Genomic DNA, 17,528 nt, shown 5'->3' on the forward strand with positions numbered 1-17,528 from the left:
GACGAGGTGCGCGCCGGTCGACTCGCTCCGCCGCGCATCGAACCCACCGTCCTGCGGGCTCTGCGGAGTCCGCCGGTCAGCCCTCGGCGTCGGCGAGGAGCGCAGGGCACGCGCCGCCCGGGTCGGTCGCCAGCTCGAAGTGCCAGCGCTCGTTGGCGTAGATCTGGCACAGGCCCCACTGCGCGCCGTGCTCGATGAGCCACAGCTGCGCGTCGAGCGAACCGATGTCGACCGCGTCGCCCGACACGTGATGCGAGCGGTCCGGCGTGGCGACGAACTGGCGCGCGATGCCCTCGTCGCCGTAGCTCTCGATCGCGTCCTCGAGCAGCCACTGCTGGTACTCGCGGCTGCGCCACCCGCCGGTGATGCCGAGCTCGACGCCCTCGGCCGCCGCCGCCGCGCCCGCCGCCCGCACGGCCTCGCGCAGGGCAGGGTCGAGTTTCGCGATCGCCGGCAGCGAGCCGTCGTCGATCGACACCGGCGTCGCGATCGACCCGCTCGCGGCGCTCGGCGTGAAGGGCGCGGACAGGGCGGCGATCGGGCTCCATAGGAACGCGGCGGCCGCCGCACCGGCGGCGAGGAGCACCGCGACGAGCACGCCGAGCGACACGAAGGACACGCGACGGCGGTGCGGCGAGGGGGCGACGGGGACGGCGAGGAAGGTCGACATGAGACCATCCCACGCGGGCACGTGTTGCCGGGGCGTACGCGATTGCGCATACACCGGCGATATGCGCGGCGACCTAGGCTTGTCGCCATGCGCGTGCTGATCGTCGAGGACGAGCTCTACCTCGCCGAGGCCATCCGGGACGGGCTCCGGCTCGAAGCGGTCGCGGCCGACCTCGCGGGCGACGGTGACACGGCCCTCGAGCAGCTCGCGGTCAACCAGTACGACGTGGTCGTGCTCGACCGCGACATCCCCGGTCCGAACGGCGACGAGATCGCCCGGCACGTCGCGGCGATGCCCGCCGGCCCGCGGGTGCTCATGCTCACCGCGGCCGACCGGCTGGACGACAAGGTGCGCGGATTCGAGAGCGGCGCCGACGATTACCTCACCAAGCCCTTCGCTCTCCGCGAGCTCGTGCTGCGCCTGCGCGCACTCTCGCGCCGGCCGGCTGCGGGCGCACCTCCTGTCCTCGAGTACGGCGCGCTGCGGCTCGACCCGTTCCGCCGCGAGGTGTACCGCGACGGCCGCTACATCGCGCTCACCCGCAAGCAGTTCGCCGTGCTGGAGGTGCTCCTCGCGGCGCGCGGCGGCGTGGTCAGCGCCGAGGATCTGCTCGAGCGGGCGTGGGACGAGAACGCCGATCCGTTCACCAACGCCGTCCGCATCACCATCTCGACGCTGCGCAAGCGCCTCGGCGAGCCGTGGGTCATCGAGACGGTGGCCGGCGTCGGCTATCGCGTGAGCGAGGGTCCGGATGCCGCGGGCTGAGGCATCCGCTCCCCCCACCCCACGGCCGCGCGGCCTCTCGGTGCGGGTCAAGCTCACCCTGAGCTACGCGGGGTTCCTCGTCATCGCGGGCATCGCCCTGTTCGCCGTGGGCTTCCTCATGCTGCGATTCGTGCCCGAGGGCAGCCTCTACGTGATGGGCGGCGGCTGGGCGCCGAACCGCACGAACCTCGTCGAGGTCTTCGTGAAGTACTCGTGGTGGGCGCTGGCCGGGCTCGTGGTCTTTGGACTGGTCGGCGGGTGGCTGCTGGCCGGGCAGATGCTGCGGCCGCTCGACCGCATCACCGACGCCGCCCGGCGCGCGCGCGACGGCTCGCTCGACCACCGCATCGCGCTGCCTGGGGCGCGCGACGAGCTCACCGAGCTCGCCGACGCGTTCGACGCGATGCTCGGCCGCGTGCAGCAGACGCTCGACGAGGAGCGCCGCTTCGCCGCGAACGCCTCTCACGAGCTCCGCACGCCGCACGCGATCATCCGCACGATCGTCGAGGTCGCCCGGGCCGATCCCGGAGGGCGCGACGTCGACGAGGTGCTCCGCCGCATCGGCGGCACGAACGACCGGGCGATCTCGACCACCGAGGCGCTGCTCGCGCTCGCGCGGGCGGGCCGCGGCGGCGATCAGGTGCGCGAACAGCTCGACCTCGCGACGATCGTCGCCGAGGCGGTCGAAGAAGAGGCGACGGATGCCTCGGCCGCCCGCATCCGGATCGACACCTCGCTCACCCCCGCGCCCGCGCTCGGCGACCCGACGCTGCTCGCGCGCCTGGCGGGCAACCTCGTGCGCAACGCCGTGATCCACAACGAGCCGGGCGGCTGGGTCGCCGTCGCGACCGGACGAGCCGACGGCGTCGCGGTGCTCACCGTCGACAACTCCGGCCCCGTGATCGACCCCGCCGTCGCTGCGACCCTTCTCGAGCCGTTCGTGCGGGGTGCGGGCCGCGTGCGGGGAGCGGATGGAGGATCCGGCCTGGGTCTTGCGATCGTGGCGTCGATCGTCCGCGCGCACGACGGCACCGTCGACGTGTGGCCGCGTCCGGGCGGCGGGCTGCAGGTGCGTGTCGAGCTGCCGGGCGTGCCGCAGTCCTGACGCCTACCTTCGGGCGCTCGACCGGATCGCCCGTACCACGAGGCGGCACGCCGTGACGGCGACGACGCCGATCGCCGCACCGAAGGTGTTCCACACGACGTCCTCCGGGTCGGGCACGCGACCGGGGATCGACGCCTGCGCGTACTCGACGGCGGCCGAGACGACGAAGCCCGTGAGGATCGCCACCGGCCACCAGCGGGCCTTCAGCAGCAGGGCGATCGTCGCTCCGAGCGGCACGAACATGACGGTGTTCAGCACCCGTTCGGCGTCGCCGTACGCGACGCCGACGAGGAGCGGCGCGGTGACGGCATCCATCGCCTGCATGAACTCGCCGCGCGCCGGGGCGATGAGCCATCGCGGCCCCAGCGTCAGCACCGCGACGGCCGCGATCGCGAGCATCGCCGCCACGGTGCGGGCGGATCTCCTCCGGGCGAGGGGTGCACGCTCTGACATGGCTCCTGCTTCCCGCCGGCTGTCGGACCGGCAGGTCCAGTCCAGCCGCCCGGATGTTGCGGGAGCGTATGCGGAACGGGCGTCAGCGCAGGAAGGCGGCCGGGTCGAACTCGTCGATCGGGATGACCCGCACACGCGGGAGCGGCGCGTCGAACACCTGCGCGTCGTACTCGAGGTCGAACTTCTCGACGCCGGCGAGCCCCGCGAATCCGGCGTTGCGGAACTCGGTGAAGGCGAGGACGCCGACCCGCCGCTCGCCGTCGATCAGCGCCTCGATGTCGTCGAGGAAGTCCCCGTCGTGGCTGACGAGCATCACGTCGTCGGCACGCTCGATGATCGCCCGCAGGGTGCGCTGCACGGCGATGTCGACGACCTTCTCGTCGGGACCGCCGGATAGCGGGATGACCTGGTAGTCCATCGCCTTGAGCGCCTGCACGAATGCCATCGGGATGCCGGTGGTGGCGTTGAGGAAGAACAGGCCGCGCGCGGGCTGACGCCACTTGCGCGACGCGAAGGACATCAGCCGATCCCAGCGCGGTCTCTCATCCGGCTGCGGCCGGCGTCCGAGGATCGACCCGCCGAGCGTCGCGTCGATGTTCTCGCCGTCCACCAGCACCCACGTCGTGCGGTCGTCGCCCACGGATCCCCCTCACCGGGCCGCCCGGTGCGGTGCGCCCGAGCTCGATCCTACGGCGAGTAGCACGTCACCACGGCGTGTGCAATCCCCGAGCGCGACGCCGCGACCGTCGTTAACGTCGAAGCGTCCGGATGACAAGGAGAGATCGTGGCCACGACCACCGCCAAGAAGTCCCCCTCGGCCAAGACGACCGGGACGACCGCGCGCAACAAGCGACGCACCGCCCGCGGCGGAGCGGGCGCCGAGCTGACGTCGGAGCAGAACGCGGAGAAGGGGTTCACGGCATCCGAGTCGCTGAGCGAGAACCTGCAGAAGGTGCTCGTCGATCTGATCGAGCTGTCGCTGCAGGGCAAGCAGGCCCACTGGAACGTCGTGGGTCGGAATTTCCGCGACACGCATCTCCAGCTCGACGAGATCATCGAGGCCGCCCGCGAATTCGGAGACACGGTGGCCGAGCGGATGCGCTCGCTCCACGCCCTGCCCGACGGGCGCAGCGACCTCGTCGCCCAGACCACGACCCTGCCCGAGTTCCCGCAGGGCGAGATCGCGACCACCGAGGTCGTCGACCTGATGACGGAGCGACTGGATGCCGTCGCCACGACCTGCCGCGACGTGCATGACGACGTCGATGAAGAAGACCCCACCAGCGCTGACATCTTGCACGCGATCCTCGAACGCGTAGAGCAGCTCTCGTGGATGGTGAGCGCGGAGAACCGTTCCCCCAGGCGGTGACCATCCCAGGCGCTCGACGATGCCCACCTCTTCCCCCGGACGGTGGGCATCGCCATGTCGGGGGCGGGTCTGGCGATGCCTTCGACTCGCCGTCGGCCTTGTGAGCGGTAACTTCAACCTTGCCGCCTCGCCTGGTTATCGCTAACATCGCCCTGAACCCCACTCACGCCGCTCCGGCGCGGCGATCGAAGGATGTGCGATGAAGCAGCCCCTTGTCCGACGAACCCTTGCGAGCCTCACGGCGATCGCACTCGGCCTCACCAGCGCGGTGGTCGCCGCGCAGCCGGCGGCCGCCGCCGCATCCATCGTGGCCCATTACCCCCTGAGTGAGACCAGCGGCACGGTCGCCGTCGACGCTTCGGGCGCCGGGCGCGACGGCACGTACGTCGGCGGTCCGACCCTCGGCGGCAGTGCCGGTGTGCGGCTCGACGGCACCGACGACCACGTGAAGCTCCCGAACAACCTGCTCGCGGGGCTGAACTCGATCACCGTCAGCGCCGAGGTGCTCGTGCGCGCCGCGCAGGGCACGCCGTACTTCATCTACGGCTTCGGCAACACCGACGCGAGCGGGGTCGGCAACGGCTATCTGTACTCCACCGGAAACAGCTACAAGACCTCGATCGCGACAGGCAACTGGACGACCGAGCAGACCGCCAACAGCTCCGCCAACCTCGAGCGCGACGTGTGGAAGACGATCACGTACACGCTCGATGACGCGACGGACACGGCGCGCGTCTACCTCGACGGCGTGCAGGTCGCCCAGAACACCGGGGTCACGATCACCCCCGGCGCCATCGGCGGCGGCGCGACGACGGCGAACTACCTCGGCCGGTCGGTCTACAACGCCGACAAGCGCCTCGCCGGCAGCCTCCGCGACGTGCGCATCTACGACGCCGCACTGAGCGCCGCCGAGGTGTCGGCTCTCGTGCCGACGGACGCCGTCCGGTTGCAGCGGGATGCCGCCGCCCTGACCCTCGGCGATCTCAGCGCGCTGACGTCCGACGTGACGCTTCCGGCGAAGGGCGCCAACGGCGCGACGATCGCGTGGGCATCGAGCAACCCGGGCGCCCTCTCGGCGGCAGGCGTCGTCATCCGCCCGGCCGCCGGTCAGGCGCCGGCGCAGGTCACCCTGACCGCCACCCTCACGCGGGGAGCGGCATCCGAGACCCGCACATTCGCCGCGACCGTCCAGCCGCTCCCGGGCGGCGACGCGCTCGCCCAGGCCGACCTCGACGCGATCGAGATCCCGAACGCCGACGACCTCCGCGGCAACATCACGCTTCCCGCTGCCGGCTCGGTCAACGGCACGAGCATCGCCTGGAGCGCATCGCCCGCGGGCGTGATCACGACGACGACGCAGGGCGGCAAGCCCGCCGGAGTCGTCACCCGCGGCGTCGCCGACACCGCTGTCACCCTCACCGCGACCGTGCCCGGCACCGCGGCCACGCGCTCGATCTCCGTGACGGTGACCGCCGCGCCCGCGGACCTCGACACCGACTACACCGCCGGGTACCTGTGGACGCACTTCGCGACCGAGGGCGGCTACGAGAAGATCTTCTACGGCCACTCCGACGACGGCCTGCACTGGTCGAAGCTCAACGACAACAAGCCCATCCTCGCCAACCTGGGCGGCGACCTCGGTGTGCGCGACCCGCACCTCGTCCGCTCCCCCGATGGCGACAAGTACTGGATCATCGGCACCGACCTCCACGCCGAGGGCGGCGGAACCGGCGGCTCCGGCTGGGACCAGCTGAACGCGAGCCAGAACCTCGTCGTGTGGGAGTCGACCGACCTCGTCAACTGGAGCGACCAGCGCATCGTGTTCGCAGGGTTCGACCAGGCGGGCTGCGTGTGGGCGCCCGAGGCGACCTACAACGAGGCGACCGGCGAGTACTACGTCTACTGGGCCGCTCGTGACCGCACCGACAACGGCACGAACGACTGGGCGCTGCGGATGTACCTCACCAAGACCCGCGACTTCGTGACGTTCACCGAGCCCGAGATCTGGACCTCCCTCAACGAGAAGGGCGACGGACTCACCGGCCCGAACATCATCGACTCCACGATCGCGAAGGAGGGCGACACGTACTACCGCTTCTCGACGTCGGATTGGCACACGGTCGTCGACACCGCGACGTCGCTCGACGGGCCCTGGACCCGCCAGATCGACCGGGGCGAGGCATCCGCTCACGGTCTGCGGGCGTCGATGGAGGGCCTCACCGTCTACCAGCTTCCCGACGGCCGCTGGGCGGCGATGGGCGACCAGAGCGGCTACTACGGCCACATCGCCGACACGCTCGAGAGCCTCGACTTCGAGCAGCTGAGCGTCGGCAGCGGCGCGGACCAGTACTCGTTCGACCAGCGGTTCCGCCACGGTTCGGTGCTGCGCCTGTCGGCAGCCGAGGAGGAGCGACTGCTCGAGGCCTACGGCGACGAGCCGGTCGACCCCGAGGAGCCCGAAGAGCCGCAGCAGGACCCGATCGCCGAGTACACGTTCGACGACGGCACGCTGGCCGACTCGGTGGGCAGCGCGGACCTCACCGCCAGCGGCACCGCCGCGGTCGCCACCGACGCCGCGCAGGGCAAGGCGCTGAAGCTGGACGGCTCGACGAACGGCTTCGCATCGTTCCCGACCGGTTTCTTCGACGGTCGCAGCACGATGACGGTCTCGATGGACGTGAAGTCCGAGAAGACGAGCGGGAACTTCTTCACCTTCGCGTTCGGTGCGGACACGAACAAGTACTACTTCCTGCGGCTGCGGGGCGGTGAGGTGCGCAGCGCGATCACCCAGACGTCGTGGCAGAACGAGTCCGCGGTCACCGGCAACGTCGCGAGCGGCCAGTGGCACCGGGTCGACGTGGTGTTCGACGGCGCGAAGATGACGGTCTACTCCGACGGCGTCAAGCTCGGCGAGAACGCGACGCTCAACGCGAGCGTCGCCGACCTCGGCAGCAGCCTGGTCGGCTACCTCGGCAAGTCGCTGTACTCGGCCGACGGCTACTTCCAGGGCTGGTTCGACAACGTGCGCGTCTACAACCGTGCACTGTCGGCCACGGAGGTGCTCGCGAACGCGGGCGTCACCGACCAGCTGCTCGAGGTGTCGCTCACCGATCCGACGAAGCTCAAGGTCGCGCCCATCGTCGACAGCGTCGCGCACACGGTCGTGGTGCCCGTCGTGAAGGGCACCGACGTCACCGCGCTCGCGCCGACGTTCACGACCGCTCCCGGCGTCACGGTCTCGCCCGCGTCGGGCACGACGGTCGACCTCAGCGCTCCGGTGACCTACACGCTCACCGAGCCGGACGGCGGCATGGTTCCGTGGACGATCGAGGCGCGGGTCGTCAACAGCCCCGTGCTGCCCGGCCTCTACGCCGACCCGAACATCGCGGTCTTCGGCGACACGTACTACATCTACGCCACGACCGACGGCTACGCGGGCTGGGGAGGCAAGGACTTCTACGTGTGGAGCTCGAAGAACCTCGTGGACTGGGTGCGCTCCGACCAGCCCTTCCTCACGCTCGACGGCGCGAACGGCAACGTGCCGTGGGCGACGGGCAACGCATGGGCGCCGACGATCATCGAGCGGGACGGGAAGTACTACTTCTACTTCAGCGGCCACAACGCGGCGCTCAACCGCAAGACGATCGGCGTCGCCGTGGGCGAGAGCCCGCTCGGGCCGTTCGTCGCCCAGCCGAACGCCATGATCCTCAACAACGAGGCCGTCACGTCGGGCCAGGCGATCGACCCCGCGGCCTTCCACGACCCGGTGTCGGGCAAGTGGTACCTCGGCTGGGGCAACGGCGGCAACGCCGCGGTGCTCGCCGAGCTCAGCGACGACATGATCTCGCTCAAGGCCGGATCGTTCCAGCGCATCAGCGGGCTGACGAACTTCCGCGAGGGCGTCTTCTTCAACTACCGCGAGGGGCTGTACCACCTGACGTACGCGATCGACGACACCGGCTCGGAGAACTACCGCGTCGGCTACGCCACCGCGACGAGCATGAACGGGCCCTGGACCTACCGCGGCGTGATCCTCCAGAAGGACCTGTCCCTTGGCATCAAGGGGCCGGGACACAGCTCGATCATCAACGTGCCGGGCACCGACGATTGGTACATCGCGTACCACCGCTTCGCGATCCCGGGCGGCGACGGCAACCACCGCGAGACCACGATCGACAAGCTCGATTTCGGCGCCGACGGCCTCATCAAGCCGGTCGTCCCGACGCTCGAGTCGGTCGGCCCGCAGACGATCGAGCTGCCCGAGACCGGGCCCCAGATCGAGGTCGCCGCCACCACGCGGTGCGTGGCCGGCAAGGTCACGCTCGTCGTGCAGGCGAAGAACGTCGACGACGTCGCCGCAGCCCTGACGGTGCAGACGACCTACGGCAGCAAGTCCGTGACCGTCCAGCCGGGCAAGGCGTTGTCGCAGACGTTCGCGACGCGCCTGGGGAACGTCGAGGCGGGCGCCGTGTCGGTGACGGCGAGCGCCACGAAGGACGGCGAGACGGTGACCTCGGTGACCGGCGTCTCGTACGGCGTGCAGAGCTGCGGCTGAGTCGATCCGCTCACGGGCCGGGCGCCGTCCTTCGAGGCGGCGCCCGGCCTTTCCTCTACCCTGATCCGATGGACGTGCACGGAGGCCGCAGCCGACTGGCCTGGACGGATCTGCCCCCACACGTCCGCGATCGCATCGAAGCTCACGCGGGTGCCCCCGTCCGTGCCGCGACGACGGCGCTCGGCGGGTTCTCGCCGGGGCTGGCGTCGACCCTGGAGCTCGCCGACGGGCGGACGGTGTTCGCCAAGGCCGTGGGCTCCGAGACCGGGCCGGGCAGCGCCGACCTCCTCCGCCGGGAGCGCGCGAATCTGGAGCGACTCGGCCCGCTCCCCTTCGCGTCGCGGGTGATCGGCGCGCACGACGACGGCGACTGGGTCTTCGTGCTGTTCGAGCACGTCCGCGGGCATGCCCCGCGACCATCGGTCCCCGCCGAGCGCGCGCGGATGATCCGCGCGTTCGAGGAGGCCGCGGCATCCCTCACCCCGTCGCCGATCATCGCCGAGACCTTCGCCGCCACCGCCGCCGGCGACATGAGCCGGTGGTGCCACGCGGAGCGCGGCGACGCTGGCGTGGAGCTCGACCCCTGGATCGCCGCGAATCTCGAGGCGGTGCGGTCCCTCGCTTCGCGGTGGGCGGATGCCTCGTCCGGCAGCGGACTCCGGCACGGCGACCTGCGCGCCGACAACATGCTCCTGTCGGGCGACGACGTGGTGATCGTGGACTGGACCGAGGTGTGCCTCGGCGCCCCGTGGCTGGATTGGCTGCTCGCCGTCCCGTCGGTGTGCCTCTTCCCGGACACCCCGCCGCCCGAGGCGACGTTCCGTGAGTCGTCGCTGTCGCACAGCGCACCGCCGGGAGACGTGACGTCGGTGCTGGCCGCGGTGACCGGGTACTTCCTGACCTCGTCGGTGCTCCCCGTCGTGCCGGCGCTTCCCACGCTCCGCGACTTCCAGCGCGCGCAGGGGCTCGTCGCGGCGGAGTGGCTGAGGGAGCGCGTCGAGGCCGGGCTGGTCTGAGCCGACCCGCCGTCTCATCCTGTTCGGGGGAGGCGCACGCGCCGATGCCCGCTCTAGGGTTTCGGCATGGCATCAGGCAAGCAGCAGGCATCCCACTACGAGAACACCCCCGGGCACGGAGGAGTCCTCAGCGGCAACGGCAGCCCGGGGCTCTGGGGCGCGCTGATCGGGCTCATCATCTTCGCCTTCGTCGCGGTGCCGATCTCGGCGGCGGTGCGCTTCGCCACGCACCCCAGCACGCAGCAGCTTTTCGGTGGGCGCCTCGAAGACGCCACCACCGGCGGCTACGTCGCGTTCTGGTGGATCGTCGCCCTCCTGCTCCTCGCGCTGCCGTTCCTGGTGGGCTGGGCCGTCGCCAAGCTGTCGGGCCGCACCCTCGCGATCGTGGGCGGCATCCTCGTCCTCTTCTTCATCGCGATCCTGATCATGGGCCAGCTCTTCGTCTTCTGAGACCCGTCGAGCGGGCCGGGCACCAGGTCCGCTCGCCATAATGGGGGCATGGCCGTCGCCTACAGCGCGATCTCGAGCTACTCGCGCGTCGAGATCATGCACCTCATCCAGCAGCGCCCGCGCCGCCCGATCGCCGAGCTCGTGGCGGCGACAGGACTGCACGCGAACACCGTGCGCGAGCACCTGCAGCGCCTCATCGAGGCGGGGTACGTCGTCGCCGAGACCGAGCGTCGCACGACGCGCGGCCGGCCGCGGGTGCTCTACACAGCGGCGACGGGTGAGTCCTCGAGCTTCGTGGCTGCGCAACGGGCGAAGGATGCCGCGCGCCGCGGCGACCTGCTGCGACGCGTCTATCCGTCCGACGCGGGCGAGGCGCTGCCCGACGATGCGCTCCACCAGCTCGACGCCCTCGTCGAGGATCTCACCGAGGCGGGCTTCGATCCCCTCGTCGACGAGTCGGCACTGACCCTCGACCTCACACCGTGCCCGCACGCCCCGTCGTCGGGGCATCGCGGCACGCTGTGCCGCGTGCACGTCGGCCTGATGGACGGCGTGCTCGCGCAGGCGGGCGGCCCGCTGAAGGTCGACGGCATTGCGGCCTCGTGCGATCCGGCGCAGTGCGTGGTGCATCTCAGCGTGGGGTGACGCGGGGTCCGGTCGGTCGTGCGGCGGGGCGGTCGGGCGGCGGGTTCGGTGCGGTCGTGGGCCTTCCGCCGGCTCCTCCACAGGCCCGCTCTCGGTCGTTGTCGTCTACAGATTTTCCTCGCTGATCTGCGGAATCTCGATGTCGGAGGGGTCGGCAGAATGGAGCCATGACAGACCTCGGCTCCTCGTTGAACGAGGTCCGCCGCGTGCTCGGCGAAGTGGTGATCGAGGCTTTCGACGACCGTGTGGTGGCGCGTCTGTCCGACGACGATCTCCTGGCGGCCCTCGTCACCCTGGCGGGCATCCACCGGCAGACCGAGGCCCTGATCGCCGAGGTCGTGGGTCAGGTGGATGAGCGAGCCGACGCCGCGCCCCACCCCGAACGCATCACCACCGTGCACGGGTGCCGTTCGGTGAACGAGCTCGTGCAACGCGTGACGCTGGTCTCGCGAAGGACCGCGGGCGAACTGCTCCGCGCGGGCCGTGGCATCACGATGACGACGGCACCCACGACGGGTGAGGCGCTCGATGCCGACTACCCGGCGATGCGGATCGCTGCGGCGCAGGGAGCGGTGGGCATCGACGGACTCGTCGCCGTCATCGACACGCTCGCCGCCGCCGATTGCTCTGTCGATGCGCGGCGCCGGGCCGACAAGGAGCTGGCCGCGTCCGCGCGCGGCGCTCTCGACGGGGCGCAGCCGTGCGCCGACGAGTTGCGCCTTCAGGCGAGCGTGTGGGCGATGTATCTCGACCCCGACGGTGCCGAGCCTCGCGAAGCGCGGGCGATGCGCAAGCGAGGTCTGACGCTGGGCGTCTGCCGCGACGGTCTGGTGCCGCTGCGCGGTTCGCTCCTGCCCGAGGTGGCCGGACAGCTCGGCCGCATCTTCGACAGCCTGCTGAATCCGAAGGTCGACGCTGCCGGAGGTCCGGCGTTCGTCGAGAGCGAGGCGGAGTCGGATGCCCCACCCGACGCCGCGGGCGACGGGCGGAGTCGCTCGCAGAAGCAGCATGATGCGCTCGCGACGGCGTTGACCGTGGCCGCGCGGGCGGGCGAGCTGCCGACCATCGGCGGTGCGGCGCCGACACTCGTGGTCTCCGTGCGCGCTGACGATGTGGAGCGGGGCCGCGGGTACGCCCACATCGACGGCTGCGACGAGCCCTTGCCCGTCGCGATCGCCCGCCAGGTCGCGTGCACGGGTGCTGTCCAGCGCGTCCATGTCGACGCCGGCGGGCGGATTCTGGCCATCGGCGTCGCAGACCGGGTGTTCGCCGCGCATCAGCGCAAGGCGATCGCGCTCCGCGACGGAGGCTGCATCATTCCTGGCTGCGGCGTACCGGCGGCGTGGTGCGAGATCCACCACGTGCACGAAGCGGCTCGCGGCGGACCGACCCACACCGACAACGGCGTCCTGCTGTGCTGGTTCCACCACCGCACCATCGACACCGGCGGGTGGAAGGTGAGGATGAATCGCGGGGTTCCCGAGATCCGAGGTCCGGCGTGGTGGGATTCATCGGCCCGGTGGCACCCCGCCACGAAATCCCCCACCCGCCTGCTCGACCGGCGCGAGGCTCGGCGCGGTGCGTGACGCGTTGGGCGCTGCGCGGCGCCGTGTGGGCCGCGGTGATGCGGTCGTGGCGCGGTCCTCCGCCGTGTTCGACAGCGCGGCGGTGCACGGCACGCGCGTGAACCCGCGCAGCGCCGCGTGATACAGCGCGCCGCGGCACAGCGCGGCGGTGCACAGCACGCATGGACCCGGGCGCCCTGTCAGGCCGATGCGCCCCGCAGCACGCGGTCGGCGCGCGAGTACAGGTTCATCGACGTGCCGCGCACGAAGCCCGCGAGCGTGAGCCCCGACGCCTCAGCCAACTCGACGGCCAGCGACGACGGAGCCGAGACCGCAGACAGGATCGGGATGCCGGCCATCACCGCCTTCTGCACGAGCTCGAAGCTCGCGCGCCCCGACACCTGCAGCACCGTCCCCGCCAGCGGCAGGCGATCCTGGAGCACACCCCATCCGACGACCTTGTCGACCGCGTTGTGCCGGCCGACGTCCTCGCGCGCGACGAGCAATTCGCCGCTCGCCGCGTCGAACAGGGCGGCCGCGTGCAGCCCGCCCGTCTTGCCGAACACGGCCTGCTCGGCGCGCAGTCTGTCGGGCAGCGCCAGAAGATCCGCGGCGGCGACGGTCGCGGCATCCGTCCCGACGTCATACGACGAGACCGTCTCGACCGCATCGATCGACGCCTTGCCGCACAGCCCGCACGAGCTCGACGTGTAGAAGCTGCGGGTCAGTTCGGGGTCGGGCAGGGCGACGCCCGGCGCAAGCGCGACATCGAGGACGTTGTACGTGTTCTCGCTCGACGCCGGCGCGCCGATCACCCGCAGCGCTCCCCCGGGCGGCGCACCGAGCAGCCGCGGCGCAGCGTCTGGGGCCGCCGGCGTCCCGGGTCCGCCGCAGTGGATCGCCGCGCGGAACTGGTCCCCGCGCGCGATGACGCCTTCCGATACGAGGAAGCCCGCCGCGAGCTCGACGTCGTGGCCGGGCGTCCGCATCGTGATGGCGAGCGGGGATCCGCCGACGCGGATCTCGAGCGGCTCCTCGACCGCGAGGGCGTCGCTGCGCCGTCGTTCGCCGACCCCGTCGCCTGCGACGACGACCTTGACCACCGGCCGGTGGACGGTGAGCCGACCCACGAGGTCAGCCGCCGATCGCGTTCATGCCGCGCACGGGCTGCAGGAAGCCGGGGTCGTTGATCGCATGCCCCGGGAGCTTGCCGCGCACGCAGGACCGCAGCATCCCGTCGATCCCCTCATCGACGCCGCCCGGCGCCTCGCCGCGAAGGATGGGCAGCAGGTCGTACTCGGTCGTCGAGAAGAGGCAGTTGCGCAGCTGGCCGTCGGCGGTGAGCCGCAGCCGGTCGCAGTCGCCGCAGAAGGGCGCGGTGACCGACGCGATGACTCCGACGCTGCCGGGACCGCCGTCGAGGTGCCATCGTGCGGCGGGGGCGCCTGCGCGCCCCGGCACGGGGGTGAGGCGCCAGCGTGACGACAGCGTCTCGAGGATCTCGTCCTGCGTGACCATGCGCGAGCGGTCCCACGTGTGCCCGGCGTCGAGCGGCATCTGCTCGATGAACCGCATCTGCGCGCCGTGCGCGACGGCGAACTCGACGAGCTCGACCAGTTCGTCGTCGTTGACGTCGCGCATGGCGACCGCGTTGAGCTTGAGGGGGCGGAGGCCGGATGCCGCGGCCGCTGCGATCCCGTCGAGGACGTCGTCGAGCCGGTCCCGGCGGGTGAGCTCACGGAAGCGGTCGCGACGCAGCGTGTCGATCGAGATGTTGAGCCGGCGCAGTCCCGCGCCGGCGAGGGCGGGCAGCAGTTCGCGCAGCCGGATGCCGTTGGTGGTCATCGCGATGTCCACCGGGCGGCCGTCGGGCCCGGTGATCGCGGCGAGGCGCCGGACCACGTCGACGATGTCGGTGCGCAGCAGCGGTTCGCCGCCCGTGAGCCGGAACGTCGTGATGCCGTCGGCGGCGGCCACCCGCGCGATGCGCACGATCTCGTCGAGCGTCAGGATGCTCGACTTCGCGAGCCACTCGTTCCCCTGCTCGGGCATGCAGTACGTGCAGCGCAGAGAACAGCGGTCGGTGAGCGAGATCCGCAGGTCGCGGTGCACGCGTCCGTGGGTGTCGACGAGCGGGGAGCCGGGCGCGGCGTCAGCCCCTGACCGAATGTCATCGATTCCGGCGCCGGCGGGCAGAGGCATCCGTCGCGCGATCGTGACCGGCACGGCGCTCACGCGCCCGCCCTCCGCCGCTCGCTGCCTGCCGCCATGGTTCGAGGGTAGTCCGCGAGCGGGCGGCCGGGCTCCGTGCGACGTCGTTATTCACGGCCGCGACCCGTGCGCGGTCGAGCGACTCCTGAAATCCTGGATCCACGTCGGCCCCTCGCGGTCCGACCTCCCGTGTGGTCTGACCACATGGTACTGTGGTCAGACCATACGGTCAGCTCGAGCGATCGGAGAACGCATCGTGGATCTGCTGGACCCCCTGCTGCTCGCCCGTTGGCAGTTCGGCCTCACGACGCTGTACCACTTCCTGTTCGTGCCGCTCACGCTCGGCATGGCGCTGACGGTCGCGATCTTCCAGACCGCGTGGCACCGCACGGGCAAGGTGAAGTGGCTCCACCTCACCCGCTTCTTCGGCAAGATCTTCCTGATCAACTTCGCGATGGGCGTCGTGACGGGCATCGTGCAGGAGTTCCAGTTCGGCATGAACTGGTCGGCCTACTCCCGGTTCGTCGGCGACGTGTTCGGCGCTCCGCTGGCCTTCGAGGGGCTCATGGCCTTCTTCTTCGAGGCGACGTTCATCGGGCTGTGGATCTTCGGGTGGGATCGCCTTCCCCGCGCCCTGCACCTCGCGAGCATCTGGATCGCCACGATCGGGGCGTGGTTCTCGGCGTACTTCATCCTCGCCGCCAACGCGTTCATGCAGAACCCCGTCGGCTTCAAGATGGCCGAAGACGGCTCGCGCGCCGAGATGACCGACTTCTTCGCGGTGCTGTCCAACCCGGTGGCCCTCGCCGCGCTGCCGCACACGCTGTTCGCGGCGTTCATGATGACCGCCGGCGTCATCATCTCGATCTCGGCCTGGCACGTGATGCGCGGGCAGAACCTCGAGATGATGCGCTCGTCGCTGAAGTACGGACTGTGGGGCATGATCGTCGCCTTCGCGGGCGTCGCCCTGTCGGGCGACCAGCTCAGCCTCGTCATGGTGTCGACGCAGCCCATGAAGATGGCGGCGGCCGAGGCGATGTTCGACAGCGCGTGCGGAGCGGATGCCTCGTTCTCGATCTTCACGCTCGGCACGCCCGACGGCTCGACCGAGCTGTTCTCGATCCGCGTGCCTTACTTGCTGGCGCTGCTGTCGACGCACTCGCTCGACGGCTGCGTCGAGGGAATCAACGACCTCAACGCGCAGTACACGAACGAGCTGTTCCCCCAGTTCGCCGACCAGGTCGACGGCAACTTCGCCCCGATCCTGTGGGTCACCTACTGGGCGTTCCGCTGGATGATCGGCCTGGGCGCGATCGCGGCGCTCACCGCCGTCGTCGGGCTGTGGCTCACGCGCAAGAAGGCGAAGCGCGACGTCCCGCGCTGGGCGTGGACCCTGGCGGTCTGGGCGTGGCCCGCGTCGCTCTTCGCGATCCTCGTCGGCTGGGTCTTCACCGAGATGGGCCGACAGCCCTGGATCGTCTTCAGCCTCATGCTGACCGAGGACGGCGTCTCGCCGAGCGTCCCGGGCTGGACGGTGCTCATCTCGCTCACCGCGTTCACCCTGATCTACGCCGCGCTGGCGGTCGTCGAGATCGGCCTCATCACGAAGACCGCGAAGAAGGGCCCCGATCCCCTGCCCGGTCCCGACGACCCCGATCCTCGCGAGCGGGCGCTCGAAGACACCCCGACCACGGTCTACTAGGAGAAGCGTCATGGATCTCGCGTACCTCTGGTTCTGGATCGTCGGCTTCCTGTTCGTCGGCTACTTCGTGCTCGACGGCTTCGACTTCGGCGTGGGCATGTCGCTGCCGTTCCTCGGCAAGGACGACATCGGCCGCCGCCAGATCATCAACACCATCGGTCCCGTGTGGGACCTGAACGAGACGTGGGTCATCGTCGCGGGGGCGTGCCTGTTCGCCGCCTTCCCCGAGTGGTACGCCACGCTCTTCAGCGGCTTCTACCTCGCGCTGCTGCTGATCCTGCTCGCTCTCATCCTGCGCGGCGTCTCGTTCGAGTACCGTCACCAGCGCGACAGCCTGCGCTGGAAGCGGGGCTTCGACACGATGATCGTCATCGGCTCGGCGGTGCCCGCGCTGCTGTGGGGCGTCGCGTTCGCGAACATCGTGCAGGGCGTGCCGCTCGACGCGGACCACGAGTTCACGGGGTCTCTGCTCACGCTGCTGAACCCCTACGGCCTGCTCGGCGGCGTGACGACCCTGCTCCTCTTCTTCACGCACGGCGTCTACTTCGTCGCGCTGAAGACCGACGGCCAGGTGCACGAGGACGCCCGCCGGCTCGCCCGCCGGTCCGGCATGCTGACCGTCGTCGTCGCCGCGGCGTTCCTGGTGTGGACGATCTTCATCGCCGCAGGCCACGGCGCCCCCCTGCTCGCGGCCGTCGTGGTGTGCGCCGGGATCGCCGCCGTGACGCTGCTCGCGTCGGTGGTCGCGAACCTGCGCGACCGCGAGGGGTGGGCCTTCGGCTTCGGCGCGGCGACGATCGTCGCCGCCGTCCTCACGCTGTGGTTCGCCTTGTACCCGTACGTCATGCCGTCGTCGACTGACGTCGCGAACAGCCTCACGATCGAGAACGCGTCGAGCACCGACTACACGCTGACGATCATGACCTGGGCGGCGGCGATCTTCCTGCCCCTCGTGCTGCTGTACCAGGGCTGGACGTACTGGATCTTCCGCAAGCGCGTCTCGCGCTCCCGCATCGAGAAGG

The 17,528-nt window shown here is 70.7% G+C and carries 15 protein-coding genes; 10 read left to right on the forward strand and 5 right to left on the reverse strand.

From position 1 onward, the window contains the following. Positions 1 to 76 precede the first annotated feature (76 nt). Positions 77 to 670 carry a M15 family metallopeptidase gene (locus OB08_RS09460; protein WP_461474201.1) on the reverse strand — a complete coding sequence of 198 codons (594 nt, stop codon included), beginning with the start codon at positions 668 to 670 and terminating at the stop codon, positions 77 to 79. 87 nt (positions 671 to 757) lie between these two features. Here OB08_RS09460 and OB08_RS09465 point away from each other — a divergent pair, with 87 nt between their 5' ends. Both OB08_RS09465 and OB08_RS09470 read left to right on the forward strand, forming a co-directional pair. Beyond that, on the forward strand, positions 758 to 1,435 hold the full coding sequence (locus tag OB08_RS09465; protein WP_461474202.1) for a response regulator transcription factor: 678 nt from the start codon (positions 758 to 760) through the stop codon (positions 1,433 to 1,435). Further along, complete coding sequence (locus OB08_RS09470; RefSeq protein WP_461474203.1) at positions 1,422 to 2,540, forward strand: sensor histidine kinase; 1,119 nt, start codon at positions 1,422 to 1,424, stop codon at positions 2,538 to 2,540. Before OB08_RS09465 ends, OB08_RS09470 begins: the two co-directional genes overlap by 14 nt. 3 nt (positions 2,541 to 2,543) lie before the next feature. Here the strand turns inward: OB08_RS09470 and OB08_RS09475 are convergent, their stop codons facing one another. Further along, positions 2,544 to 2,993, reverse strand: a complete 450-nt coding sequence (locus tag OB08_RS09475) for a VanZ family protein (protein WP_461474204.1) — start codon at positions 2,991 to 2,993, stop codon at positions 2,544 to 2,546. A gap of 82 nt (positions 2,994 to 3,075) precedes the next feature. Further along, on the reverse strand, positions 3,076 to 3,633 hold the full coding sequence (locus OB08_RS09480; RefSeq protein WP_461474205.1) for an NYN domain-containing protein: 558 nt from the start codon (positions 3,631 to 3,633) through the stop codon (positions 3,076 to 3,078). Between the two features lie 141 nt (positions 3,634 to 3,774). On the opposite strand from OB08_RS09480, the gene OB08_RS09485 reads away from it, so the two are divergent. From OB08_RS09485 to OB08_RS09510, 6 genes are all read left to right on the forward strand, one after another. Then, positions 3,775 to 4,362, forward strand: a complete 588-nt coding sequence (locus OB08_RS09485) for a Dps family protein (protein WP_461474215.1) — start codon at positions 3,775 to 3,777, stop codon at positions 4,360 to 4,362. Positions 4,363 to 4,561: 199 nt separating this feature from the next. Next, on the forward strand, positions 4,562 to 8,917 hold the full coding sequence (locus tag OB08_RS09490; RefSeq protein WP_461474206.1) for a family 43 glycosylhydrolase: 4,356 nt from the start codon (positions 4,562 to 4,564) through the stop codon (positions 8,915 to 8,917). 68 nt (positions 8,918 to 8,985) lie between these two features. After that, positions 8,986 to 9,933: a phosphotransferase family protein gene (locus tag OB08_RS09495; protein WP_461474207.1), complete on the forward strand. Its 948-nt coding sequence runs from the start codon at positions 8,986 to 8,988 to the stop codon at positions 9,931 to 9,933. A gap of 66 nt (positions 9,934 to 9,999) precedes the next feature. After that, positions 10,000 to 10,383: a hypothetical protein gene (locus OB08_RS09500; protein WP_461474208.1), complete on the forward strand. Its 384-nt coding sequence runs from the start codon at positions 10,000 to 10,002 to the stop codon at positions 10,381 to 10,383. Positions 10,384 to 10,431: 48 nt separating this feature from the next. Further along, positions 10,432 to 11,028: a helix-turn-helix transcriptional regulator gene (locus OB08_RS09505; protein WP_461474209.1), complete on the forward strand. Its 597-nt coding sequence runs from the start codon at positions 10,432 to 10,434 to the stop codon at positions 11,026 to 11,028. Positions 11,029 to 11,195: 167 nt separating this feature from the next. Further along, positions 11,196 to 12,614, forward strand: a complete 1,419-nt coding sequence (locus tag OB08_RS09510) for an HNH endonuclease signature motif containing protein (protein ID WP_461474210.1) — start codon at positions 11,196 to 11,198, stop codon at positions 12,612 to 12,614. A 179-nt stretch (positions 12,615 to 12,793) separates the two neighbouring features. Here OB08_RS09510 and fdhD read toward each other — a convergent pair whose 3' ends face one another. Both fdhD and moaA read right to left on the reverse strand, forming a co-directional pair. Further along, positions 12,794 to 13,723: a formate dehydrogenase accessory sulfurtransferase FdhD gene (gene fdhD, locus OB08_RS09515; protein WP_461474211.1), complete on the reverse strand. Its 930-nt coding sequence runs from the start codon at positions 13,721 to 13,723 to the stop codon at positions 12,794 to 12,796. Positions 13,724 to 13,727: 4 nt separating this feature from the next. Continuing rightward, positions 13,728 to 14,795 carry a GTP 3',8-cyclase MoaA gene (gene moaA, locus OB08_RS09520; protein WP_461474216.1) on the reverse strand — a complete coding sequence of 356 codons (1,068 nt, stop codon included), beginning with the start codon at positions 14,793 to 14,795 and terminating at the stop codon, positions 13,728 to 13,730. Positions 14,796 to 15,060: 265 nt separating this feature from the next. Here moaA and OB08_RS09525 point away from each other — a divergent pair, with 265 nt between their 5' ends. Together OB08_RS09525 and cydB are read left to right on the forward strand one after the other, a co-directional pair. Then, positions 15,061 to 16,506: a cytochrome ubiquinol oxidase subunit I gene (locus tag OB08_RS09525; RefSeq protein ID WP_461474212.1), complete on the forward strand. Its 1,446-nt coding sequence runs from the start codon at positions 15,061 to 15,063 to the stop codon at positions 16,504 to 16,506. 10 nt (positions 16,507 to 16,516) lie between these two features. Next, positions 16,517 to 17,528 (forward strand): cytochrome d ubiquinol oxidase subunit II (gene cydB, locus OB08_RS09530; RefSeq protein ID WP_461474213.1); only part of this gene is annotated, 1,012 nt, incomplete at its 3' end.

Source organism: Microbacterium sp. HJ5, assembly GCF_054824025.1.

Excerpts from the sequence above, each read along its gene's own strand:
- OB08_RS09470 (WP_461474203.1), top strand. The coding sequence starts at position 1,422 with ATGCCGCGGGCTGAGGCATCCGCTCCCCCCACCCCACGGCCGCGCGGC.
- OB08_RS09475 (WP_461474204.1), bottom strand. The coding sequence starts at position 2,993 with ATGTCAGAGCGTGCACCCCTCGCCCGGAGGAGATCCGCCCGCACCGTG.
- moaA (WP_461474216.1), bottom strand. The coding sequence starts at position 14,795 with ATGCCTCTGCCCGCCGGCGCCGGAATCGATGACATTCGGTCAGGGGCT.
- OB08_RS09505 (WP_461474209.1), top strand. The coding sequence starts at position 10,432 with ATGGCCGTCGCCTACAGCGCGATCTCGAGCTACTCGCGCGTCGAGATC.
- OB08_RS09500 (WP_461474208.1), top strand. The coding sequence starts at position 10,000 with ATGGCATCAGGCAAGCAGCAGGCATCCCACTACGAGAACACCCCCGGG.
- OB08_RS09510 (WP_461474210.1), top strand. The coding sequence starts at position 11,196 with ATGACAGACCTCGGCTCCTCGTTGAACGAGGTCCGCCGCGTGCTCGGC.
- OB08_RS09460 (WP_461474201.1), bottom strand. The coding sequence starts at position 670 with ATGTCGACCTTCCTCGCCGTCCCCGTCGCCCCCTCGCCGCACCGCCGT.
- OB08_RS09490 (WP_461474206.1), top strand. The coding sequence starts at position 4,562 with ATGAAGCAGCCCCTTGTCCGACGAACCCTTGCGAGCCTCACGGCGATC.
- OB08_RS09465 (WP_461474202.1), top strand. The coding sequence starts at position 758 with ATGCGCGTGCTGATCGTCGAGGACGAGCTCTACCTCGCCGAGGCCATC.
- OB08_RS09495 (WP_461474207.1), top strand. The coding sequence starts at position 8,986 with ATGGACGTGCACGGAGGCCGCAGCCGACTGGCCTGGACGGATCTGCCC.